Origin of the sequence: Paenibacillus sp. MAEPY2 (assembly GCF_000499205.1) — a bacterium.
GTDB classification, from domain to species: Bacteria; Bacillota; Bacilli; order Paenibacillales; family Paenibacillaceae; genus Paenibacillus; species Paenibacillus vandeheii.
Map to the genome: position 1 here is coordinate 82,903 of NZ_AWUK01000009.1, position 23,236 is coordinate 106,138.

Below are 23,236 nucleotides of genomic sequence, written 5' to 3' on the forward strand. Positions count from 1 at the left end.
AAAAAGCACCTTTACGGTGCTTCCTCTGCTCATTTCATATTGGATCAGGTAAATAACCTATCTCAATATCCTCTCGAATATTGCGGGCTTTCTTTTAATTGCACGATATCATGACCCGTTGGATTCTGGAAAGCACGAAGGCCAAATGTCGGCGCAACGGCGAAGATGTGGTCAAAGATATCCGCTTGGACCGATTCATACACACCCCAGGCGATATCATTGCTGAATGCATAAATTTCAAGTGGCAGTCCGTTATCTCCCGGCGCTAATTGTCTTACGATCAACGTCATATCCTTATGAATTTTCGGATGATTCCTCAAATATTGATGAATATATTCTCTGAATACACCCACATTCGTAAGCTGTCTACCATTCACAATGCTTTCCGTATTAATGTGGTGTTCCGTATTATATTCGTTAATTTCATTTAATTTGGTCTCAAGATAGTCCGTAAGATAGTGGATCTTCTGAAATTCCCCAATCATTTCCTTAGTGCAGAAGCTTATGCTGCTTGTATCGATGTAAACGCTTCGCTTAATCCTTCTGCCACCGGAGACTTGCATGCCTCTCCAGTTTTTGAATGAATCCGAGATGAGCGCGTAACTCGGAATCATCGTGATCGTTTTATCGAAATTCATAACCTTTACCGTGTTTAACGTAATATCGATGACGTCGCCGTCAGCATTATATTTGGGCATTTCAATCCAGTCACCAACACGCACCATGTCATTCGATGATAATTGCACGCCTGCCACCAGTCCCAATATGGAATCCTTGAAGACGAGCATCAGAACAGCTGATAAGGCACCAAGTCCACTGAGAATAATTAATGGATTCTGACCAATCAGGCTCGAAATGACGATTATGCCCCCAATGATGAAAAGTACAATCTTGGCTACCTGAATGTACCCCTTAATGGGTCTGATCTTGGAGACTTCATAGGAACGATATATGGTATCAAAGGCGTTGAGCAGCGCATTTAATACCGTGATGGTTATGACGATCATATAAGTTAGAGCTGCTTTTTCAATTAAAGCTTGATAGGACGGGAAGACATAAGCAGAATAATAAATGATAATCGCCGGTACCAGATGCGAGAGGTTGTGGAACACTTTTTTCTCCACAATGATTTTATCCCACGTGTACCGATTGTTGTTGATAATTTGGATAAGAATCTTCAGTACGATTTTTTTGGCTATAAAATTGGCCAGTATGGAGACCACAGCTATAAATACCACCATGATCAAATTCGAAAGATATCCAATGGTTTGTTCACTCATGCCCGTTCCGTCTAGTTGATTTTTGATAAAGTCCATTGTATCCTCCTGACGCAGTTTATATTAACTTATTATTATAAATTACATCCTAGTACGAAGTAAAATTTCAAAATAATACATTAATCGGCTGATGGGTAAAGTGTACATGCCCCCTTCATGAAGTATCACGTCACACAAATGGGCTAATGTGCATAGACTGGGGCTAAATATAAACCAGATTCATGCATTGGAGATGTGAACATTGAGTAATCCAAAAAATAAAGCGAAGACTCAGCAATTCCCCATGAAAAAGCTTTCTCCCGTAAGCATGGTAACGGAACTTCCACCCGTCCGTGGCCATTTAAGAACTTCCGCCTCAAATCCGAATAAGCCCATCCATAATGAAAAGGGCACATCATCGGCTATCGATGCCTGCGTGGATCGCGCTTTTCGTATTCCTATATTTCTGAGTACAACCAATACGGTAAATAATCTGCAAGAGCAATTTTTGAACCGTCTGATTAGGGAAATCGAAGATGCATTGCTCTTTCCCCGCACATTGCCCGTTAGTGAACAATACCCGGAAAACATTCTGACGAATATACGGCGCTTAGTTTTTTCAAGCTATGGATTGCTCGCGATCAACTTTCGAAGATTTTTTGTTCAAATTCTCGAATCCAATGTAGGGGAGCCACCAACGACCACTCCGTTCTGGGAAGGATCGACCTTTTCACAAATCGAGCCTGCCATGGCCTTTCAATTCGGCATTCCAATCTTATTAGTGAGGGAGAAGGGAACGGACGTCAGTAATGGCATTTGGGCCGGAGGAATCACACCTCTCAACATATTTGTTGACTGGGATTCCGACAACCAATCCGTAGACGATTTCTTTAACAGTGTCCAATGGAGAGAGGTCTTTGCCAATTGGACGGCGGAGGTAAGGGGTAACTATTTGCTTCGCACGGAACCACTTTTCAATAATTAAAGTTAATTTAGTAGATTCACCGCCATTGACGATGGAATTTTTGTGTAGATTGTGATGCCGTGCTTGGGAGCTTCTTTCACTGGTGCGGGTGCTTCTAAACCTCATAGACAAAGCAAAAGAGACCCAATGGGTCTCCTTTGCTGTCTCGTATGGAGGCGAGGTGGCATCCCCCATTCGGTACTTAATTTGATGATTGCTGATTCTCTTATCTACTTATGTAAACAAAAATAGAACCTGCCATTCGAGAAAACGACAAGTTCTTATTAATCATACCTTTCTTGCCTTATTAAACGTTCGAAATGTAAGAGTACAGCCTAATGCAATAGTGCTTAATAAGGTAATCAAATTTGCACTACCCCGTAAGTAGTACCAAAAATTAATAGCAATGTAAAGGATCATGACAAATAACAAAATCCATTTTGTACTAGGCATTCTTTTAACTATCAAATAACTAATTCCTATAAATAATACTAGAGCTCCAAAAGACAGAAGAATAAGGTTCAGTCCTGAAATGTATACCATTTCACACCCCTTTTTCACTTTTAATTACGCTAACATATGTAAAGTTATACTGATGGTAAGTTGTATCCGCGTTTCCGTGCATGTTGATTTTCTTTTTAAAAATTCCCTGGAGCTGTTCGCGATTTTTTTAAGCATCTTGAGTGCTTCCATCTTTATAACTTTAAGTTATTATATCATAAACTGAAAAGCCACCAACCAGAACAACTGGTTGATGGCTTTTGCTTACTACTCTAAAAGAGGCGAGGGGCATCGTGTCCCATTTGGTACTTAATTTTTCATCCGACAGCAACAATACTCTCGGATCTCACGTGCAAAAGAAGAAAACCAACATTTGTGACTACTGGGGAAGATTTTTTCAAATAACAAAAGAGACCGATCCATTAATCCGGTCTCTTCTTAATATTTTTTATAATTAAAATAGATACATATATAATTAAAATCACAAACGTAACCAGCATAATTATCGGTCTAAATATATTTACTGAATCTATCGCGTTTATGCAAATAATAGAGACTATTAAGAATGCTATGTTCTGTATATGGTGTTTTGTTGTCTCTTTTTTTATCAACCGGAAACTCACTAATATAACAATGTAAATATATAAACCTAAGCCTACAAATACTGTCCAGTTAATAAAATCACGCCCCTTGTATTATTTGTGCTATTCATAACAATAACTCCATAAACAAAATAAAGGAACCTCTTTACCAAAATAAAATGGAGTAGTAGGTTCCTTTATTGTCTTTAATCTGTAACAAAGTCATGGAACAAATCTAAAGATCCAAATTAATTACGTATATTAGTTACATATGCGAGACAGCAGCATAGGCATCTCCAACATCATCTTGAAGATCGCTATAGACATTGTAAAGGTCTACTGCAGCAAATCCAGCTGCACCTCCACCAGGTATAAATGTAATAACACTACCCATAGAGAAAAATGCAAGAGCAGCTGCGAACGCAAACGCTGACGCCTTTACATAAGTGTCACGATAATTAGTTTCAGCGGAATCCATAGCTGCTTTAGCATCATAGAAATTAGAATTAGTCTTCGGTATATTGGTTCTGGAAACATTGTTTCCAGTAGGGCCAACATATACCCCATGATCAAATTTAAAAGATACACCACTATATGTACCAAAGGTATATCTAGTTCTATCACTGTTGCTGTAGTAATGGGAAATTGTAGGTTCCCCACCAGAATCGTTAGAGTTTAATGCGAATGAATTACCACCTAAACCGGGGCGGCTAAATGAGACTGTAGGGAAATCATTTTCTGAAATCACTTCACCATTTACTTCAAGTTCATTTTCTTCATTAACAGAAAAGGTTGTAATTTCGGTTGAATCTGCGAATTTTTCTGTATATGCAGGAATAGCTGCATATTCTTCTGCTAGTTCGTAATCCTTAGTCACAGTAGAGGTATACGAAGCTTTACCGTTTTCATCAGTTACTTGTTCTATAGTTGTGGTTTTGTTCAAATTACCAAGGAAATCACCATCAACAGTATACAAATCTTTGCTTATAGATTTAGTTTGTGTAATTGGAACCTTAGCACTCTCTTCTGGCGAAGCATAAGCGGCAGCACTTCCAGAAACAAAAATTGCCGAAACTAGTAAAGAAGACAACATTTTTTTAAACATAGAAAAATCCTCCTTTAAAGTATGTAATTTCTTTTCTATTATATATTGGTATATTAAGGAAAACAACAACAAATTTTGTTTTTGATTTCAAGAAAATTGAAATTAAAGGAGGTTAAAAACAGTTTTAATTAAAAATGATGTTCCGTATCAATAAGAGGGTCCCCCGGCTATAAAGACTAGGGCACCTATTTTTATATACTTGCTGAAATGACTCCTTCTATCTTAATGAAACTGTAGTCTTCTTCACCACGGACAAGTTTAATTCTCCTATTCAGCTTATCAATAGCTGTGACAACTCCCCGGAGCTCCTCGTCATCAAACGGATTACAAACAGTCAGCGTGATAGATTTGCATTCCTGGTACGATTCCAAAATCGCTTGCTCGATCAGCTGTACTTCTTGTTCGTCCAGAACCGCTTCCCCCTTCTCTCTTGTTCATTCTGATCCTTTAAAAACGCTTCACCGGTTATAATCACTTCAAGCCGGTACTGTGGGAAGAATCCAAAAGAATCATCAAACCTGGGGAACATGAAGCAATTATTTCTATGGAGGATTTCCTGAAGGTACGTAAAATGTTGGAGCGGCGTGGAGAGAATCACATGAGCAAACATAGTTATGATTATCCGTATGGAGGAATTGTTAAATGTGAGGCAACATACATTGGAAATGCGTCAAGACAGACACTCGTAGATGGAACCGTACGAGTATATAGGAGTTACCGGTGCCGGAATCAGTATTCAAATAAAACTTGTGATGCTCCAGGGATTTCAGAACATCACCTTCAGCAGCTCGTCTTCGAGCGACAACAGATCACCAATTAAAAACTTCAGGACAAAAAAACGAGCGCTCAGGCTAAGAGTGATCAACGTATGCCGCAGAAAGAAATTAAAGTTTCCAATCGACGTCGGAAGAAATGGATGCTTGCCCTCGGTGATGGAAAACTGTCTCCCGATGATTATGCCAACTTGATTGACGACGAAGAAGCAAGAATGAAGGCAATCACTGCTCAGTACGAAGAGAAAGAGGATTATTACATTAACGAGCTTTCTACCGAAGAGATTAAAGACATGATGGCCAACTTAAAGGATAACTGGGTCCTTATCGAACCCGAGACGCAAAAGCTACTTTTTCAATCTATGTTCCATCAAATTGTAATAAAAAAAGAATCAGATCGGTGGACCATCATTCAGATGCTCACCGTCTGATTCTTTTTCTCTTGGAGATTTTACCCAAACGCCTTCAACATAGTACTTACTCGTTAAGTACCATCTTGGAGGCAAGGGGAGTCGAACCCCTGTCCGAAGATAACGACACATAAGCTTCTACGGGTGTAGTCACAGTTTTGATGTCACCCGAGTATCGCCCCGAATCAAATTCCGAACTCGATTACAATATTAAAAAAATGCTGTCCAAAATACAATATGGTTTAAATAGAAAAATAACTAAACTCCGTTTAAGTTTTAACCAATTTGGGCTAAAATGAAGGATTATAAATAGTTCTAACGAAATCAAAATTAAATAAATAATTAGATTATCAAGCTTAATTATAATGCTAAAAACTAACCATTACTGGCTCAACTTTTAAATGTTCAATGCGATGATTAAAGAGAAAATACGGGGATACTATTTAAAGTGTTATGATGACTATGCTAGAGACCAATCAGAGGAACAAAATACACTGCCTCTATCCAGAAGCAAGCTCAATAACTGCCCCAAATGCGGGATATCTCGCATTTGGGGGCAGAATACAAAATACGTGGTGTTCCTGATAGTTTTCAAGCTTTGGAGCCAATATGATTTTGAGATTTGTCTTTTCAATGCTTAAAGCCAGATTCCAACTCAATAGTTCGGATCAACTCACTGTTTACAAAGTTAGTATGTTCTTACTAGAATCAAACATATCTCCTTATAATCTGCTATTCATCTTGTACATTTTTTTCTTCAGCAAACACCTTTTTAAATACTAGAAACTCACTTTGAACGCCTCTTCTAAATTAAAGAGGATGAAGTCGTCTATCTCCTACTAAGAAAGCTACCCTTTATTTTTTCTGGTTACCTGGCTAGATCAGATGACTTTATAGATAAATTTTGTGTTTTACATAACTGCATATCGGAGTAAAAAAAGAGAGGTTTTATAAATGGAAAATATAAATTATGATAAATCAACTTTTAATGAGATTTATCATGGGAAATTATCAGAAGAGTTCGAATCGGATTTTTATGAAAAATTCAATTTAAGCTACAAAAATTTTCTACAATTACAATTTGAAAATCATGCTAATAAGACTAAAAAAATGGCTGCCTTTATCGGATTAAAAGAAAAGGAGCTCATTTCTCATTTGAAGACATATCAAATTATTAAAACAGTGAATTTAAATAACTGGATGGAATTTATTTCTGGAAATATTTTTGTATTTGTTTTAAAAGCTGTTTTGACTGCTATAGGTACATTCCCTGTTTTCTATCTGATTGGATATCTAATCCTTTACGGTTACTTTTTCGGTCAAACTGACAATGCACTCCTTGACATAGTTATAAAAAATGTACCACTTAATCGTTTCTCCTGCTATATAGCTGGTTTTCTCTTTTCTGGTGTAGTTGCTTATTTCATTTCTTTATATAGATTAAAAGGTTTAGGATTAACGTTTATACTTTTTGGATTCTTCTATTTCCTATTTGCATCAACTATCAGTTTGTCGCTTATATTAATCAACGCCAACTCTTCGTTTAATATTTCGATTTTCATTAGATTTATGTTAGTATGGCTCATTCCTTTATTAGTATCATTATTTCTAATTGCCATGTTCTATCTCACAAATGTAATATCAAAACATTATAAAATTATACTGGCAGTCCTAATTATCTGTGGTCTAATACCTATAATTTTCGCAAAGATGTTTGGGTTATTGTGGTCTTTGTTAGTGTATTCAGCATTCGTTATAATATTAAGTTCAGTGATAATTAATATAATGGAACGTTCTCCTCGTACTACATTAAATAGACCAAACAGTGACCAAAAGAAAAAATCAACTGGTTTCAAATTTTCTTTTAAAGAATTCTTTTACTTTGTTCTGTTTGTAATATCACTCTTCATCGTTATAGTTATCCCAATGCTTTCTTTTATCTTTTTCTCAACAGGAAACTATATTAGTACTACTTTAGATTTAGTTAATCTGACTGCAAGTGAAGAGATACAAATCAAAGGCACTATAATTAATGGTAAGTTAGTTGCCGAAGATGACCGTTATCTTTACATATCCACCACTTCGAAAAATCTTCTTGAAATAAGTAAAGACTCATCTATACAAATAACTAAACCTAACCAACTTACAGTGTACTCTGGGGAATCAAAAGATTGGAAAATCACAATAAGTGTATCTTTAAGAGATAACGAACTATGGTACAATGGTTTGATAAAAAAGTTAAGTTCAGAAAACACTAGTGAGTTATCTTATCAATTTGATACCTTGGAAAAGATAACTTCAATCCATTCAGAACCAAAATCAGATTATTATATTCTTGGCAAGTTATCTGATAGTAGCATAAAAAAACTCACATTCATTAACCTTTCATGGCTTTCTTCTAATGGTTTAATTAATGATGAGAAAGTGATACTAGATGTTTCAAATGGTATCAATTAAGCCAGAGACATTAAAAACTTAAAAACATATGTTTTTTTAATGTTAACAAAAACAAAAAGACTACCTAAAAGGCAGTCTTTTTGTTTTTACTACTAATGGAGGCGAGGGGAGTTCGAACCCCTGTCCGAAGATAACGACACATAAGCTTCTACGGGTGTAGTCACAGTTTTGATGTCACCCGAGTATCAACATCCAACCAAAACAGGATTAGCCCAAGCAGGTATGAACTCCACACAATAGATCAAGTGACCTTGCACGATTTCCGCTACAATTAAAGGTTCGTATGTATTATCAATGATGATAACTTGATCCGCAATGGCTACAGCTGGTGTAAGGTTCTTCAATGACTCACCATATCGATAACGAATATCCTCTTCTGCAATCCAATGACCACCCTGCTCAACACGAGAAGCTACACGATCTATATGCATCTGGACATCTTGAAGGCCGATGTAATACAGGACAATTTCGTAATTCTTCTCTTTAGCGATTTCCATATGTTTCAGAACAAATGATCCAGACAATGTCGTTTCTATGGCAAAGTTCTCACCATTTTTTATGAGCGAGCGAATTCTTCTCACGGCTTCCCTTCCAGCAGACAGGTCAGCACTACGAGGATTATCTGGTTTCAACTCTCTTGCAATCTGATCGGGATCTACCAGTTCACCAAGCCAATCTCTCATTTGCATACTGAGTGTACTTTTCCCTGCTCCATTGGTTCCAGCAAACACAGTCATAACTGGTTTGGTTTCACTCATGATATTCAAACTCCTGGCGTTTTCCAGTAGCATCAAATATTATTTCGAATTTCTTACCTTCAGCATCCTCACGAACGCGTTTGTTGTTCTTTATATAATAAATAGAAGCACCCGATTCTTGAGCTTGCTTCCGCGCATGTTGATTTGCCTTCTTTAAAATTTCTTGGAGCTGTTCTCGATTCTCAAACATCTTGAATCCCCCAATCTAAATATATACTTTATTATATCATAAACAGAAAAACCACCAACCAGAACAACTGGTTGATGGCTTTTGCTTACTACTCTAATGGAGGCGAGGGGAGTCGAACCCCTGTCCGAAGATAACGACACATAAGCTTCTACGGGTGTAGTCACAGTTTTGATGTCACCCGAGTATCGCCCCGTAACCGGCTATACGTTGGGTCAGCCTGATTGTCTTCTTCAGCACACCCCAGGCGGAGATGTGACAGCGTATCCCACTACTTGTTAGCCCCTAATCCTGTCACATGGGCGATGCAGGTTAGAAGCACGCACACAGTTTCTTAGGCTGCGAAAGCGTAGTTTGTTTGTTGTTTGCCGTTTAATAGGCTTTAGCGTTGATGAAGTGGACGCGTCCCCACTACCCGCTACCCATGCTCGAACTATCCCCGTCGAATCCATAAACGCCCCCTCATATAAGAAGGGCTCCAGGATTAATCCGTGAATACGGAGCAAAGGTGCTGCACATCTTTTTCCTCCAAGGTAAAAAGATGCTTCTTTCAAACTCGGCATTCCTATCTGCTACAAGAACATCATAACACAGGACCAATCACCGATATAGTACAGATTGCTGGAAGACGTTCCAGCAGGCTGAGCAACTGTGCAAGTTTAACCAACACACACTTATGAGGCTCAATCGTCTACATATTATACCGCGTCCCTCAAGCGAAGTAAAGTTGAGTACCGAAGTGCAGACAATTCATGAGCATGAACAGCTTTCTTAACTATCTTACCCACGATCCGAACAAAGTACGCAGTCATCAGCAAACTTACTACAACGATTCTTTCCAACAAACTTCAGAAGTTTTACCCGGTACCACATTACTAACATTTTTATTAGACAGGACGTGGCAACAACTGGTGTATCTCATTTCAGAAACTGGCACAATAATCTGACAGACTTGGCCGCACGGCAGGTCAGCATGATGCCCCAAACTCATTACACTGCTCCCCCGTAGCAACGACTCTCTAATCAAATCAAAAAATCCCAAGCTCCACCCCATTACGGGCAAAACCTGAGATCCTTATTTCTAACATAACGCACTTATCACTAACTAACTTACCATGCGCCATTCAACACATAGCAATCGCAAATCCAAATCAACGAGCAACCTTCTGCTTCTCACGCAGAACCCGTTGAATATCACGTTGTGCATCGCGTTTTGCAGCAGACTCCCGTTTATCATACTGCTTCTTACCTTTACCCAGTCCGAGCAATAGCTTCGCATACCCGTTACGAATATAGATCTTCAGCGGCACAATGCTATATCCATCCTGCTTCGACAGCCCAAGCAGCTTATGAATCTGCACTTTATGCATCAGCAGTTTGCGTGTACGGGTTGGATCAATTGGATTATGACGGTTCCCTTGTTCAAAAGGACTAATATGCATATTGTGAATATGAATCTCACCGTTCCGAATCGTGGCAAATGCATCGCCAATATTCGCACGGCCGTTACGAAGAGATTTAATTTCCGTTCCGGTAAGCACCATGCCCGCTTCATACGTATCTTCAATGAAGTAGTCATGGGAAGCCTTTTTATTCTGTGCAAGCACTTTACTCTGTCCATCATTCTTGCCCATGTCCTCACTCCTTCTCCGTAAAATAAGCTGGTACCAATGCTCTACAGCAGCGCACCACACAGTTCTCTCGGTACCACATGCCAGACCTTAATTGTAGCAAGGACCGCTGTTAAAATCAAGAAAGAGGCGGTCTGCGCCGCCCCTTCTCATTACACTCATTTCATGCTCAGCGAAACGCGATTACTTTTTCTTCTTCCGTACAAAAGCCGCCGTTCCGTTGGCAGGTGCACCTTTATTCTTTTTGCGCTTGCGGCGTGGTGCTCCACCTTCCTGAACACCGCCTGGTGTAGCTCCTTCGCCGATAAACACTCCGCTAGGTGAGGTGTTTTTGCGTCCACTACCGCTTTTGCCACCTTTACCTCCGCCTTTACCGGATTTAAAGCTTCCCTCACCGCGACTGCTGCCGCTGTTCAGACTATTCTCTTGTCCACCAGCTGAAGTGCCTTCCTGGCCACCTGCTGTAGTACTATAGCCGCCTTTGCCTGAGCCAAAACCAAAGCTTACCGCTCCCTTGCTCCGACCCGCTGATCCGCCGGCGTCTCCAGTACGACGCTCACCTCTCGGTTTACCGCCAACTTTGCCACCTGCGCTTCCTGCTGTGTTCGAAGCTCCGCTACGGCCGCCACGACCGCCTTTGCTGCTCTCATCGGCTGATCTGCCACCACGGCTGCCTGCAGCACCAGTTGGGGCACCTTTACCACCACGCGAGCCACTGAATCCACCGGAACCACTCTTCGCTCCACCGCGTCCTCCGCCACCAGCAGGACGTCCACCTTTACCGCCGCGTCCACCACTGAAGCCACTTGGACGTTCGCCGCGAGGTTTCATGTCAACCATTTCAAAGTCAATCGTGTACTCTTCCATGCTCACACGGGCCACACGAATCTTCACCTCATCACCGATGCGGAAGACCTTGGATGTACGTTCGCCAATCAGAGCCATATGTTGATCGTCAAAATGGTAATAGTCGTCCGTGAGCGCACTCAGGCGAATCAGACCTTCTACCGTATTCTCCAGTTCAATGAACATACCGAAGCTGGTTACACTGCTGATCATGCCTTCGAACTCTTCGCCGACTTTATCAAGCATGTACTCCGCTTTCTTCATTTTCTCGGTATCACGTTCAGCTTCAACCGCTACACGCTCACGTTCCGAGGACTGCTGCGCAATATCGGCCATACGTCCAGCCAAATACTCCTGACGGTTCTCAGGCAATGCTCCATTGTTCTCAATCACTTCCCGAATAACACGGTGAATGACGAGATCGGGATAACGACGGATCGGTGATGTGAAGTGACTGTAGAACTCTGCTGCCAGACCAAAGTGACCCGACATCTCGGAGTCATATTTCGCCTGCTTCATGGAACGCAGCATCATTGTACTGATAACCGTCTGTTCCTTCGTTCCGTTAATATCCTCAAGCAGGGATTGAAGCGCTCGTGGATGAATCGCGTTGCCACGTCCTTTGACGTGGTGTCCGAAATTCGCCGCAAAGGCGAGAAAATTTTGCAGTTTTTCCTGATCTGGATCTTCATGCACACGATAGATGAACGGAACCTTCAACCAGTGGAAATGCTCTGCTACCGTTTCATTGGCTGCCAGCATGAATTCCTCAATGATTTGCTCCGCAATCGAACGCTCCCGTTTCACGATATCTACCGGTTTGCATTCTTCATCCACAATGATCTTGGATTCTTCAAAATCAAAGTCAACCGCACCACGACGCATACGCATCGCACGAAGCTTCAAAGCAATCTCTTTCATCAAGTGGAAATCGTCCACCAGATCCTTGTAACGCTCCAACAATTCAGGCTCTTCACCTTCAAGAATTTTGCGAACGTTGGAATACGTCATCCGCTCTTTGGTTTTGATCACACTTGTAAAGATGTCGTGTTTCACAACCTTCATCTGGTCGTTGAACTCCATTTCACAAGACAGGGTCAAGCGGTCTACCTGCGGATTCAAACTACAGATCCCGTTGGACAGACGTTGCGGCAGCATCGGAATAACCCGGTCCACCAGATACACACTGCATCCGCGGTTGTACGCTTCCTGATCGAGCTTGGAGTTTTCCCGCACGTAATAGCCTACATCGGCGATATGAACGCCCAGACGGTAGTTACCGTTCGGCAGCTTCTCCACATTGACAGCGTCATCCAGATCCTTGGCGTCTTCGCCATCAATCGTAACGATATTCAGCCCACGCAGATCGCGGCGACCCTGCTGGATAATTTCGTCTTCCGTAATGGCATCCGGTGCTTTTTCCGCTTCTTCCACGACTTCATCCGGAAAGGCTTCTGGCAGCTGGTGCTTACGGATTACGGACAAAATATCAATACCCGGTTCATCCTTATGACCGAGAATCTCGATCACTTCACCTTCTGCTGCTGCCCGGCCCTCTGGATAGCTGACGATTTTTGCAACAACTTTTTGTCCATCAACAGCCCCGTGGAAGTTCGGACGCGGGATGAAAATATCCCGGTTAATCCGCTTATCATCCGGTATAACGAAACCATACACCTCGTGGCTTTGGAATACACCAACAACCTGCGTAACCGCACGGGTAACAATACGGACAATCTCACCCTCCAAACGCCCACCGGAAGGTCCTTGAGAAGTCACTTTAACCAACACCGTATCTCCGTTCATGGCGCTTTTCATATCATTGGCGTGGATGTACACATCCGGGTGCTCCCGATCCTCAGGGATGAGGAAAGCAAACCCTTTCGCATGAGCCTGCAAACGTCCACGCACCAAATCCATGCGTTCTGGCATGCCATAGCGGTTATTGCGGGTCAGCAGGACTTTGCCGGATTCCTCCAGCGTATTGAGCATAATCAAAAAGGCTTTGAAATCAGCCGCGTCTTCAATCTCGAAGTGCTGTTCCAGTTCCTGATAAGTCATCGGTTTATAAGCGGTTTCCCGCATGAAGTCGAGCAATTGTTGTTCTGTTATCATTAATATTCACCTCGGGAAACATAAAAGTGTAATCTTGTCTCGTCTCTCTATGTATCAGAAACCTTACCAATAGAAAAGCCGTCTAACTCAGGCCTCACTATCTCATACCCTAGTATACACGAATTCAATCCGGCGCATCCGTACCCTGCAAAATAAACTAAATATGCATGGCCCTTTGAATAAGCGCGCTTTCATGCATCATAACAGCATTTATGCTACATGTGTTTTTTGCTCTCGAACAGACAGAAAAGAAACGGCCCAGAACAGGGCGAATATGTAGGAAGGTAACCGAACGGAAGTGAGAAGAAATCGAAGATCAAAATCGTGTGGTTCATTGGAAAAGACTGGTCATGGATGAATTTATTAAAAAACCTTCGTTTCTTCTCGAAACGAAGGTTAATCATTTAAGCGATTACGCTCAAGCTATTGAATTGTTCAGGAATGTATCCGATTCTTACTTGGACACAACCGTAACAATAATAGACAAAATGAAGAATCCTGCACCCAGTACAACCGTTGCACGTTGCAAGAAAAGATCCAGTCCGCGCGCTTTCGTTTTACCGAAAAGATGTTCCGCACCACCGGAGATGGCACCCGCCAAACCAGCGCTTTTTCCGTGCTGCAGCAATACTACAGTGATTAGACCGATCGAAAATACGACGAGCAGCAATTTCAAAGCAATATCCATTCATTCCACCTCCTACCCATGTGGGCATAACATCTCACCATAAAAACAGTTACTTTAATTGTAACACAGCAATTAGCGTGATACAAGTAGTGGCGATCTCTCAATTCACTGATACTCAAAAGTTCATTGAACAGTACCCATATTTATCGGTATTGAAATGTCTAACAAAAACTAATAAAAAAGACAAGCCGGTTACCCGGCTTGCCCAATAGTTGTCAGAAGACAACTTATTTTTTGAGGTTGTAGAAACCTTTAAGACCATTGTATTGAGCCAGTTCACCCAGTTGATCCTCAATGCGGAGCAATTGGTTGTACTTCGCGATACGGTCTGTACGGGAAGGAGCACCCGTTTTAATTTGACCCGCGTTTGTTGCAACAGCGATGTCAGCGATTGTGCTGTCTTCGGACTCACCGGAACGGTGAGAGATTACAGCAGTGTATCCTGCACGTTTAGCCATTTCGATTGCATCGAATGTTTCAGTCAATGTACCGATTTGGTTAACTTTGATCAGGATGGAGTTACCGATACCTTCTTCGATACCTCTACCCAGACGCTCTGTGTTCGTTACGAACAAGTCATCACCAACGAGTTGTACTTTGTCTCCCAATTTTTCTGTGAGCAATTTCCAACCATCCCAGTCATCTTCGGACATACCGTCTTCAATGGTGATGATAGGGTATTTCTCAACCCATGAAGCCAGAAGGTCAACATACTCAGCGGAAGTGTAAGATTTACCTTCGCCAGCAAGTGTGTATTTACCATCTTTGTAGAACTCAGTGGAAGCTACGTCCATACCCAGGAATACGTCAACGCCTGGTTTGTAACCTGCTTTTTCAATCGCTTCGATGATTGTAGTGATTGCTTCTTCGTTCGAACCAAGGTTCGGTGCGAAGCCGCCTTCGTCACCTACAGCTGTGTTCAGGCCTTTGGAGCTCAGTACGGATTTCAGGTTGTGGAAGATTTCTGCACCTACGCGAAGAGCTTCTTTGAAGCTTGGTGCTCCAACAGGAAGAACCATGAACTCTTGAACGTCGATGTTGTTGTCAGCATGCTCACCACCGTTGATGATGTTCATCATTGGTACTGGAAGTACTTTAGCGTTGAATCCGCCCAGGTAAACGTACAATGGCAGGTCCAGAGCGTCAGCAGCTGCACGAGCTACAGCCATGGATACAGCCAGGATTGCGTTAGCACCCAGTTTACCTTTGTTTGGCGTACCATCCAAAGTGATCATCAATTTGTCGATACCCAGTTGATCCAATGCATCCATACCGATTACTTCTGGAGCGATTGTTTCGTTTACGTTTTTAACAGCTTGCAGAACACCTTTACCCAGATAACGGGATTTGTCGCCATCGCGAAGCTCAACGGCTTCGTGGGCACCAGTGGATGCACCGGATGGTACGATAGCGCGTCCGATTGCGCCGGACTCCAGGTATACTTCAACTTCAACTGTAGGGTTACCGCGGGAGTCGAGGACTTCGCGAGCGTACACGTCAGAAATAATAGTCATGAGTGATAATCTCCTTTTAATGTGGAATTTTATTTTAATACGTTCAGAACAATTGGGTTTCACCAAGCCACTCCGCTGTTATCCCCTGATTTCTTTGAACTTATTTTTATAAGTTGAAATCATGTGATAAAGGCGAGCGCTTTGCTTCTACAGATCGGTTCTGCCCGCTTCGTTAAGGTTTAACTTTAGCCTTATTCAACAACCTATTAAAATTATATTATTTACGGGTAGCAATGACGGATGTACCTGTCATTTCAGCCGGTTTAGGCAATTGCATCAGGTCAAGAATCGTTGGAGCGATATCCGCGAGGATTCCGCCTTCACGCAGGGTAACATTCGCATCTGTAACGATGAATGGAACCGGGTTCGTTGTGTGAGCCGTGAACGGACGTCCTTGCTCATCGAACACCATATCCGCGTTACCATGATCCGCAGTAATCAGCACAACGCCGCCTTTAGCGAGAACTGCATCCACAACACGGCCCATGCATTCGTCTGTTACTTCTACTGCCTTAATCGTAGGCTCCAGCATGCCGGAGTGTCCAACCATATCAGGGTTAGCGAAGTTCAGAATGATGGCATCATGTTTGTCTGCTTCAATCTCGCGAACACATGCGTCAGCTACTTCATACGCGCTCATCTCTGGTTGCAAGTCGTACGTTGCAACTTTTGGTGAGTTGATCAGCACGCGTGTTTCGCCTGGAAGCTCAACATCACGGCCGCCGCTGAAGAAGAAAGTTACGTGCGGGTATTTCTCGGTTTCTGCAATACGCAATTGTTTCTTGTTGTTTTGTACCAGCACTTCACCCAGCGTGTTGTCGAGGTTTTTAGGCGAGTAAGCCACATAACCTTCAACGGTCTCGCTGAACAGCGTCAGGCACACGAAATGCAAGCCCACAGGGAACTTCGGACCACGGTCGAAACCACGGAAATCCTGGTTCGTGAATACTTGCGACAGTTGGATTGCACGGTCAGGACGGAAGTTGAGGAAAATGACGGAATCGCCGCTCTCCACCAAACCTACCGGCTGGCCATCCGCTTTGACGATAACCGTTGGTTCAACGAATTCGTCAAATACGGATTTTTCATACGATTCTTCAACCGCTCTGAGTGGGTCAGTGTATTTTGGTCCATCACCATAAACGATGGCACGATATGATTTCTCAACACGTTCCCAACGTTTGTCACGGTCCATCGCATAGTAGCGACCTTGAACCGTTGCAATTTGTCCTACACCGACTTCTTCAATTTTGGCAATCAGCTTCTGCATGAATTCTCTACCGCTATCTGGCATAACATCACGGCCATCCATGAAGGCATGAATGTATACGTCATTCATTTCTTCTTTTTTGGCGAGATCCAGCATAGCGAACAAGTGGTCGATGTGACTATGTACACCGCCATCAGACAACAATCCATACAAGTGAAGCTTTTTACCGCTTTGTTTCGCTTCGCGAACAGCTTTAACGAGTGTTTCATTATCGTAAAACTCACCGTCACGAATCGATTTGGAAATACGAGTCAAATCCTGGTATACGATCCGGCCAGCACCAATGTTCAGGTGACCTACCTCGGAGTTCCCCATTTGCCCTTCTGGCAAACCTACAGCTTCACCGCAAGCAGTGAGCGTTGTATGAGGGAATTGGCTCATAAAACGGTCATAGTTCGGTTTCTTGGCTTGCGCTACCGCGTTGCCTTCCACCGTGTTCCGAAGACCAAAGCCGTCCATAATGATCAGTGCTACAGGTTTTGGAGCTGTCATTACTTCGCCCCCTCAACAAGCGCGATGAACGAAGCCGGCTGCAAGCTGGCACCGCCAACAAGCGCGCCGTCGATGTCGCTTTGTCCGAGGTATTCTGTTACGTTCTCAGGTTTAACACTGCCGCCGTATTGAATACGAACTGCATCTGCTACCTTTTGGTCGTACAGATCCTTCACCAGCGTACGAATGTAAGCAATAACTTCATTCGCATCTTGGGAAGTGGAGGATTTGCCTGTACCGATCGCCCAGATTGGCTCATAAGCGATAACCACTTGTGCTGCCTGATCTGCGGACAGACCTGCCAAAGCCGCTTCTGTTTGCACTTTGCATACGTCTTTCGTCTGATTGGATTCGCGCTCTTCAAGCGTTTCACCAAGGCAGAAGATTGGAGTCAATCCGTGACGGAATGCTGCATGCAGTTTTTTATTGACAGTCTCATCGGTTTCCGCAAAATATTGACGGCGCTCCGAGTGACCAATAATGACATAATCCACACCCAGGTCTTTGAGCATTACGCCGCTGATTTCACCTGTGAATGCACCATTGTCTTCAAAATGAAGATTTTGTGCACCAATTTTGATGTTTGTGCCTTTAACGGCTTCTACCAGGGACGGCAGATTCGTAAACGGTGCGCAAATAACCGTCTCTACGCCTTCAACTTCCGCTTTTCCTTTAACTTCCTGAATGAAGTCATTGGATTCGGAAACCGTTTTGAACATTTTCCAGTTACCTGCGATAATCGGTGTTCTCATGGTTTTCAACTCCTTCATGCTATAGCTTAAAGCTTACTTGTCGTTCAATGCAACTACGCCAGGAAGCACTTTGCCTTCCATGAACTCGAGCGATGCACCGCCACCTGTAGAGATGTGGTCCATTTTGTCAGCCAATTTGAACTTCTCAGCTGCTGCTGCGGAGTCACCGCCACCAATGATGGTGTATGCTTCTGTCTCTGCACAAGCTTCAGCAACCTCACGTGTACCATTAGAGAAAGGTTCAATTTCGAATACGCCCATTGGTCCGTTCCATACAACCAGCTTGGAGTTTTTGATCACTTCAGCATAGATTGCACGCGTTTTCGGTCCGATGTCCACGCCTTCCCAATCTGCAGGGATGCCGTCGATGCCAACGATTTGTGTGTTTGCACTTGCACTGAAATCGTCAGATACAACAATATCTACCGGCAGGTAGAAATTTTTGCCCAGTTTTTTCGCTTTTTCAATAAAACCAAGAGCAACATCCAGTTTGGAATCATCCAACAAAGATTGTCCGATTTCATGTCCTTGTGCTTTGAAGAACGTGTAAGTCAGACCGCCACCGATGATTACGTTGTCTGCAATGTTCAACAGGTTGTCGATTACATCGATTTTGTCTTTAACTTTGGAACCACCGATGATTGCTGTGAAAGGACGCTCTGGGTTGGAGATTGCTTTGCCCAACACTTCAAGTTCTTTCTCCATCAACAGACCGGATACTGCTGGCAACAAGTGAGCGATACCTTCTGTCGAAGCGTGTGCTCTGTGAGCTGCGCCGAATGCATCGTTAACGAATACGTCAGCCAGTTCAGCGAATTGTTTTGCGAGTTCCGGATCGTTTTTCTCTTCACCTGCGTGGAAACGAACGTTCTCAAGCAACAATACGTCGCCGTTGTTCAGTTCAGCGATTTGAGCTTTTACTGTTTCGCCAACGGAATCATCCGCTTTAACCACTTTTTTACCGAGCAATTCGGACAAACGCTCAGCAGCTGGAGTCAAACGCATGGATTCAACCACTTCGCCTTTTGGACGACCCATGTGGCTTGCCAAAATAACTTTAGCGCCTTTTTCGATCAAATAGTTGATCGTAGGAAGCGTGGCACGAATACGTTTGTCATCTGTAATTTTACCATCTTCGAGCGGCACATTAAAATCTACACGGACAAAAGCCCGTTTTCCTGTCAATTCGATATCGCGTACACTTTTTTTGTTCATCTGTATTTCCTCCGCACCCATGTATTTGGTGGACCATTCAAGAGCTGAAATCCCTTGTCAATCCTGGTGTTTTTGAGAAATTTGCAAAATGTTGATATATAAAGAGCGGAAACAATAGCATCTGTTTCCGCTCTATGTTATTGCAGATATTACTTGATCATTTTTGCAAAGTGCTCCAAAGTGCGAACCAGTTGAGCAGTGTAGGACATTTCATTGTCATACCAAGCTACAGTTTTAACCAATTGTTGGTCGCCAACAGTCAGAACTTTAGTTTGAGTTGCATCAAACAGGGAACCGAAAGTGATACCTTGGATATCAGAAGATACGATTTCGTCTTCAGTGTATCCGAAAGTTTGTGGATCGGAAGCTTCTTTCATAGCTGCGTTAACTTCTTCAGCAGTTACTTTTTTGTTCAGAACAGTTACAAGCTCAGTCAGGGAACCAGTAGCTACTGGTACACGTTGAGCTGCACCGTCGAGGATTCCTTGCAGTTCTGGAATAACCAGACCGATTGCTTTAGCAGCACCAGTTGTGTTAGGGATAATGTTTTCAGCTGCTGCACGAGCACGACGGAAGTCACCTTTAGGGTGTGGAGCATCCAAAGTGTTTTGGTCGCCAGTGTAAGCGTGAATTGTAGTCATCAAACCTTGAACGATTCCGAATTTGTCTTGCAGTGTTTTTGCCATAGGTGCCAGGCAGTTTGTTGTGCAAGATGCGCCGGAGATTACAGTTTCAGTACCGTCGAGGATTTCATGGTTTACGTTGTAAACGATGGTTTTCATGTCGCCAGTAGCTGGTGCGGAGATAACAACTTTCTTAGCTCCACCTTTCAAGTGTTTCTCAGCTGCTTCTTTAGTTGTGAAGAAACCAGTACATTCCAGAACGATATCTACGCCGAGGTCGCCCCATGGCAGTTCTTCTGGGTTACGGTTAGCCAATACTTTAACTTCTTTGCCGTTCACTTTGAAGAAGCCGTCGTGTACTTCAACATCGCCATCGAAGCGACCTTGAGTTGTATCATATTTGAGCAAATGAGCCAGCATTTTAGCATCAGTCAAGTCGTTGATTGCTACAACTTCAATGCCCTCTACATTTTGAATACGGCGGAATGCCAAACGACCAATACGTCCAAAACCGTTAATACCTACTTTAATCATGAGTAAGTTCCTCCCAAGTTTTGATTGATTTTTTTATGAAGCTTATATATTCAAGACAGACGGTGAAGTCCGTCAAGACAACAATGATTGTGGTGCAAAATAAAGCCTTATTCCATTTCGGCAACGATGACTTCGGCAGCAGCCTCATCAATAATCAGAATATCTTCCTGACCAAATCGCAGGACGGAATGTATGGCAGCAGCCTTGCTTTTGCCACCCGCAATCCCAATCACAACATCGGTCCGCTCAATATCCTGAAGTCGCATGCCCAGCGTAAGCATGGTATGTACCACCTCACCCTGATCATTAAAGTAATAACCGAAGGATTCCGATACGGCTCCCTGCTCCTGAAGTTCATCTATAATCTCAGGTGCAAGCTTGCGTCGCCGCGCCATCTCTACGGCATCACCAATTCCATGAATGACGATTCGCGATTTACGGATCAGCTGCAGAATCTCCTGAACACTAGGGTCCTGGATTAGTGATTCGTAGGCGTGATCACTAAGCAAATCCGGTACATGCAGGAGTTTGTATTGGGCTCCTACCCGTTTAGCCATCGTGGATGCGATCGTATTGGCCTGAATTTCGAGGCTTTCTCCCAACCCGCCGCGTGCCGGTACGAACCAGACACCTTTCAGCGATGTTGGCGGAGTCAGTTGCTCTGCCACTCCAGCCGTTGTTGAACCGCCAGTAACGGCGACAACATCGTTATCACTCATAATATTACCCAGAGCCTTCGCTCCGGCTCTGCCCAGTTCCCGTTTGGCAAATGGAGAAATGTCTGAATCGCCAGGAACCACTACTACCTTTTGCAGACCGTAGGCTTGCTTGATGCGCTCTTCCAGTTCGGATAATCCAAACAGCTCTTTGGCGACGGGTTCCAACTGCTGCAGCAATTCATGCCCCGCCTCGCTGATTTTCATCCCTGCACTGTCAATTTCAATAAGTCCCTGAGCCTTTAACAAATCGGTCTCAGCCCTCAGAACCCGCTCGGTCATCTGCATGGAATTAGCTAACGTTCTTCGTCCGATCACATCCGATAACATGATCTGGTGCAGAATCGTATACCTCTTCTTCAAGACATCCATGAGATCAGGCAGAAGCTGCTTTTGCACTTCTAAAATCGTTCGCATGCTTTCCACTCCCGCAAGCTTCTCGTTCCAAGCTCTCTTTCATGGCCCTAAAACGTCCCGGGTTAACTTTTTAAGTCCCACGTTTATTCTACCTAAAACTGACGCGACATGCAAGTGTTTCGAAGCGTTAATTCGACACGTTTCAGGCGTTTGTACGCGCCTATTTTCACAATGTCAATCTCCCAAGATCGAGAACAACCTGTCCGATACTATATATAGAAGGAAAGTAAAAATCTCATCTACATATTGCTCGCTTTTGTTTTTCATATAGTATGTCCCAAACCTCTTTTAGCATTTACCTATTTGCGCTCTTTATCCACTTATCTTCATCATGATCCATTTCTGAGTAATCCAAACCAAAACAGCGAGCATCTGCTTGCAATTAAATTACTCATGAGCTATAATCATTATTGCTGTCACATATTTGAAACTTATATTTCAAAACTGCTTTTAAGCAACTATACTTGCAGCAATAATCAATGTGCGCCCGTGGTCCAATGGATATGACGTAGGCCTCCGAAGCCTGAGATCCAAGTTCGATTCTTGGCGGGCGCGCCATTCTTAATTAGCAGTTCATAACCCTTTTAACCAATGAAACCGAATAGGTTTCTTTTTTTTCAAACTTAGTTTGACTTTCTTTGACTTTTTGTTTGAAATTGTTTATGATGTGGTTAATACGGTAACAGTTTATATATAAACACCAATTTAACATTTACATTTCCGAGGAGGTTTTTCACGTGAGTTATATTCCAATGGTCGTTGAACAGAGCAACCGCGGTGAGCGCGCCTATGACATCTATTCCAGATTGCTGAAGGATCGTATCATCTTCCTTGGCAGTGATGTAAATGACGTTGTGGCGAATTCCATCATGGCACAGATGTTGTTCCTTACTGCGGAAGATCCGGAGAAAGACATTCACTTATACATCAATAGCCCAGGCGGATCGATTACAGCCGGTATGGCCATTTACGATACAATGCAATTCATCAAACCGGATGTATCTACCATCTGTGTAGGTATGGCGGCTTCCATGGGTGCATTCCTATTGAACGCAGGTGCCAAAGGTAAACGTTTTGCTTTGCCTAACAGTGAAATCATGATTCACCAACCACTTGGTGGTGCGCAAGGTCAAGCTTCGGACATCGAAATCCGTGCCCGTCGCATCCTGAAAATGCGTGATACCTTGAACCGCATCATCTCTGAACGTTCAGGCCAACCGCTGGAGCGTATCGAGAAAGATACAGATCGTGACTACTTTATGAGTGCTGCTGAAGCTGCCGATTACGGTATCATCGATAAAGTCATCGAAAACGTAGGTTCCCAAGGCATCTAAGCCGAGCGAATCGCCAATTAAACGGATAAACCATATAGCCAACTCAAACGGCAACGCCCAGTTGAGTTGGCTATATGAAAAAAGGACGCTCTCGTCA

At 43.0% G+C, this 23,236-nt stretch carries 19 protein-coding genes, 1 tRNA gene and 1 other RNA gene; 6 read left to right on the plus strand and 15 right to left on the minus strand.

Features of this window, described 5'->3' with window-relative positions:
- Positions 1-62 precede the first annotated feature (62 nt).
- On the minus strand, positions 63-1,316 hold the full coding sequence (locus tag P364_RS0107295; RefSeq protein WP_024629488.1) for a mechanosensitive ion channel family protein: 1,254 nt from the start codon (positions 1,314-1,316) through the stop codon (positions 63-65).
- Positions 1,317-1,518: 202 nt separating this feature from the next.
- Here P364_RS0107295 and P364_RS0107300 point away from each other — a divergent pair, with 202 nt between their 5' ends.
- Entirely contained in the window at positions 1,519-2,241 is a 723-nt protein-coding gene (locus P364_RS0107300) for a hypothetical protein (RefSeq protein ID WP_024629489.1), read from the plus strand.
- Between the two features lie 1,326 nt (positions 2,242-3,567).
- Here P364_RS0107300 and P364_RS0107310 read toward each other — a convergent pair.
- Positions 3,568-4,407, minus strand: a complete 840-nt coding sequence (locus tag P364_RS0107310; protein ID WP_024629490.1) for a hypothetical protein — start codon at positions 4,405-4,407, stop codon at positions 3,568-3,570.
- Positions 4,408-4,598: 191 nt separating this feature from the next.
- Entirely contained in the window at positions 4,599-4,778 is a 180-nt protein-coding gene (locus P364_RS38110; protein ID WP_236642279.1) for a YolD-like family protein, read from the minus strand.
- A gap of 116 nt (positions 4,779-4,894) precedes the next feature.
- On the opposite strand from P364_RS38110, the gene P364_RS38675 reads away from it, so the two are divergent.
- From P364_RS38675 to P364_RS0107325, 3 genes are all read left to right on the plus strand, one after another.
- Complete coding sequence (locus tag P364_RS38675) at positions 4,895-5,227, plus strand: recombinase zinc beta ribbon domain-containing protein (RefSeq protein WP_363928451.1); 333 nt, start codon at positions 4,895-4,897, stop codon at positions 5,225-5,227.
- 48 nt (positions 5,228-5,275) lie between these two features.
- Positions 5,276-5,611, plus strand: a complete 336-nt coding sequence (locus tag P364_RS0107320; RefSeq protein WP_024629492.1) for a hypothetical protein — start codon at positions 5,276-5,278, stop codon at positions 5,609-5,611.
- A 933-nt stretch (positions 5,612-6,544) separates the two neighbouring features.
- Positions 6,545-8,047 (plus strand): hypothetical protein, encoded by a 1,503-nt coding sequence (locus P364_RS0107325; protein WP_024629493.1) that lies wholly within the window; start codon positions 6,545-6,547, stop codon positions 8,045-8,047.
- A 185-nt stretch (positions 8,048-8,232) separates the two neighbouring features.
- Here the strand turns inward: P364_RS0107325 and P364_RS0107330 are convergent, their stop codons facing one another.
- The 12 genes from P364_RS0107330 to P364_RS0107380 all read right to left on the minus strand — a co-directional run bounded on the left by P364_RS0107330 (position 8,233) and on the right by P364_RS0107380 (position 21,805).
- Positions 8,233-8,805, minus strand: a complete 573-nt coding sequence (locus tag P364_RS0107330; protein ID WP_024629494.1) for a zeta toxin family protein — start codon at positions 8,803-8,805, stop codon at positions 8,233-8,235.
- Positions 8,798-8,995 (minus strand): hypothetical protein, encoded by a 198-nt coding sequence (locus P364_RS0107335; protein WP_024629495.1) that lies wholly within the window; start codon positions 8,993-8,995, stop codon positions 8,798-8,800. The genes P364_RS0107330 and P364_RS0107335 overlap by 8 nt, the downstream gene beginning before the upstream one ends.
- A gap of 94 nt (positions 8,996-9,089) precedes the next feature.
- Positions 9,090-9,454: a transfer-messenger RNA gene (gene ssrA / locus P364_RS36570) on the minus strand.
- Between the two features lie 689 nt (positions 9,455-10,143).
- Complete coding sequence (gene smpB, locus P364_RS0107340; RefSeq protein WP_024629496.1) at positions 10,144-10,626, minus strand: SsrA-binding protein SmpB; 483 nt, start codon at positions 10,624-10,626, stop codon at positions 10,144-10,146.
- A 180-nt stretch (positions 10,627-10,806) separates the two neighbouring features.
- Complete coding sequence (gene rnr / locus P364_RS0107345) at positions 10,807-13,584, minus strand: ribonuclease R (RefSeq protein ID WP_024629497.1); 2,778 nt, start codon at positions 13,582-13,584, stop codon at positions 10,807-10,809.
- Positions 13,585-14,038: 454 nt separating this feature from the next.
- The gene (gene secG, locus P364_RS0107350) at positions 14,039-14,272 is read right to left on the minus strand and encodes a preprotein translocase subunit SecG (protein WP_024629498.1); all 234 of its coding nucleotides are present in this window, start codon (positions 14,270-14,272) and stop codon (positions 14,039-14,041) included.
- A 227-nt stretch (positions 14,273-14,499) separates the two neighbouring features.
- Positions 14,500-15,786 (minus strand): phosphopyruvate hydratase, encoded by a 1,287-nt coding sequence (gene eno / locus P364_RS0107355; protein WP_024629499.1) that lies wholly within the window; start codon positions 15,784-15,786, stop codon positions 14,500-14,502.
- A 217-nt stretch (positions 15,787-16,003) separates the two neighbouring features.
- Complete coding sequence (gene gpmI, locus P364_RS0107360) at positions 16,004-17,548, minus strand: 2,3-bisphosphoglycerate-independent phosphoglycerate mutase (RefSeq protein WP_024629500.1); 1,545 nt, start codon at positions 17,546-17,548, stop codon at positions 16,004-16,006.
- Positions 17,548-18,300 carry a triose-phosphate isomerase gene (gene tpiA, locus P364_RS0107365; protein ID WP_024629501.1) on the minus strand — a complete coding sequence of 251 codons (753 nt, stop codon included), beginning with the start codon at positions 18,298-18,300 and terminating at the stop codon, positions 17,548-17,550. Before tpiA ends, gpmI begins: the two co-directional genes overlap by 1 nt.
- A gap of 33 nt (positions 18,301-18,333) precedes the next feature.
- A complete protein-coding gene (locus P364_RS0107370) occupies positions 18,334-19,515 on the minus strand; it encodes a phosphoglycerate kinase (protein ID WP_024629502.1) in 1,182 nt (393 codons plus the stop codon).
- A 149-nt stretch (positions 19,516-19,664) separates the two neighbouring features.
- Positions 19,665-20,672, minus strand: a complete 1,008-nt coding sequence (gene gap / locus P364_RS0107375) for a type I glyceraldehyde-3-phosphate dehydrogenase (RefSeq protein WP_024629503.1) — start codon at positions 20,670-20,672, stop codon at positions 19,665-19,667.
- A gap of 107 nt (positions 20,673-20,779) precedes the next feature.
- Complete coding sequence (locus P364_RS0107380; protein ID WP_024629504.1) at positions 20,780-21,805, minus strand: sugar-binding transcriptional regulator; 1,026 nt, start codon at positions 21,803-21,805, stop codon at positions 20,780-20,782.
- 483 nt (positions 21,806-22,288) lie between these two features.
- Between P364_RS0107380 and P364_RS0107385 the strand changes: the two genes are divergently transcribed.
- Positions 22,289-22,363 (plus strand) — tRNA-Arg (locus P364_RS0107385).
- Positions 22,364-22,542: 179 nt separating this feature from the next.
- Positions 22,543-23,139 (plus strand): ATP-dependent Clp endopeptidase proteolytic subunit ClpP, encoded by a 597-nt coding sequence (gene clpP, locus P364_RS0107390; protein WP_024629505.1) that lies wholly within the window; start codon positions 22,543-22,545, stop codon positions 23,137-23,139.
- The last annotated feature ends 97 nt before the right edge of the window (positions 23,140-23,236 follow it).

Coding starts and splice junctions, on each gene's coding strand:
- P364_RS0107325 (WP_024629493.1), top strand. CDS start 6,545: ATGGAAAATATAAATTATGATAAATCAACTTTTAATGAGATTTATCAT.
- P364_RS0107380 (WP_024629504.1), bottom strand. CDS start 21,805: ATGCGAACGATTTTAGAAGTGCAAAAGCAGCTTCTGCCTGATCTCATG.
- secG (WP_024629498.1), bottom strand. CDS start 14,272: ATGGATATTGCTTTGAAATTGCTGCTCGTCGTATTTTCGATCGGTCTA.
- gap (WP_024629503.1), bottom strand. CDS start 20,672: ATGATTAAAGTAGGTATTAACGGTTTTGGACGTATTGGTCGTTTGGCA.
- P364_RS0107295 (WP_024629488.1), bottom strand. CDS start 1,316: ATGGACTTTATCAAAAATCAACTAGACGGAACGGGCATGAGTGAACAA.
- P364_RS0107370 (WP_024629502.1), bottom strand. CDS start 19,515: ATGAACAAAAAAAGTGTACGCGATATCGAATTGACAGGAAAACGGGCT.
- P364_RS0107320 (WP_024629492.1), top strand. CDS start 5,276: ATGCCGCAGAAAGAAATTAAAGTTTCCAATCGACGTCGGAAGAAATGG.
- smpB (WP_024629496.1), bottom strand. CDS start 10,626: ATGGGCAAGAATGATGGACAGAGTAAAGTGCTTGCACAGAATAAAAAG.
- P364_RS0107310 (WP_024629490.1), bottom strand. CDS start 4,407: ATGTTTAAAAAAATGTTGTCTTCTTTACTAGTTTCGGCAATTTTTGTT.
- gpmI (WP_024629500.1), bottom strand. CDS start 17,548: ATGACAGCTCCAAAACCTGTAGCACTGATCATTATGGACGGCTTTGGT.
- P364_RS0107330 (WP_024629494.1), bottom strand. CDS start 8,805: ATGAGTGAAACCAAACCAGTTATGACTGTGTTTGCTGGAACCAATGGA.
- tpiA (WP_024629501.1), bottom strand. CDS start 18,300: ATGAGAACACCGATTATCGCAGGTAACTGGAAAATGTTCAAAACGGTT.
- P364_RS0107335 (WP_024629495.1), bottom strand. CDS start 8,995: ATGTTTGAGAATCGAGAACAGCTCCAAGAAATTTTAAAGAAGGCAAAT.
- rnr (WP_024629497.1), bottom strand. CDS start 13,584: ATGATAACAGAACAACAATTGCTCGACTTCATGCGGGAAACCGCTTAT.
- eno (WP_024629499.1), bottom strand. CDS start 15,786: ATGACTATTATTTCTGACGTGTACGCTCGCGAAGTCCTCGACTCCCGC.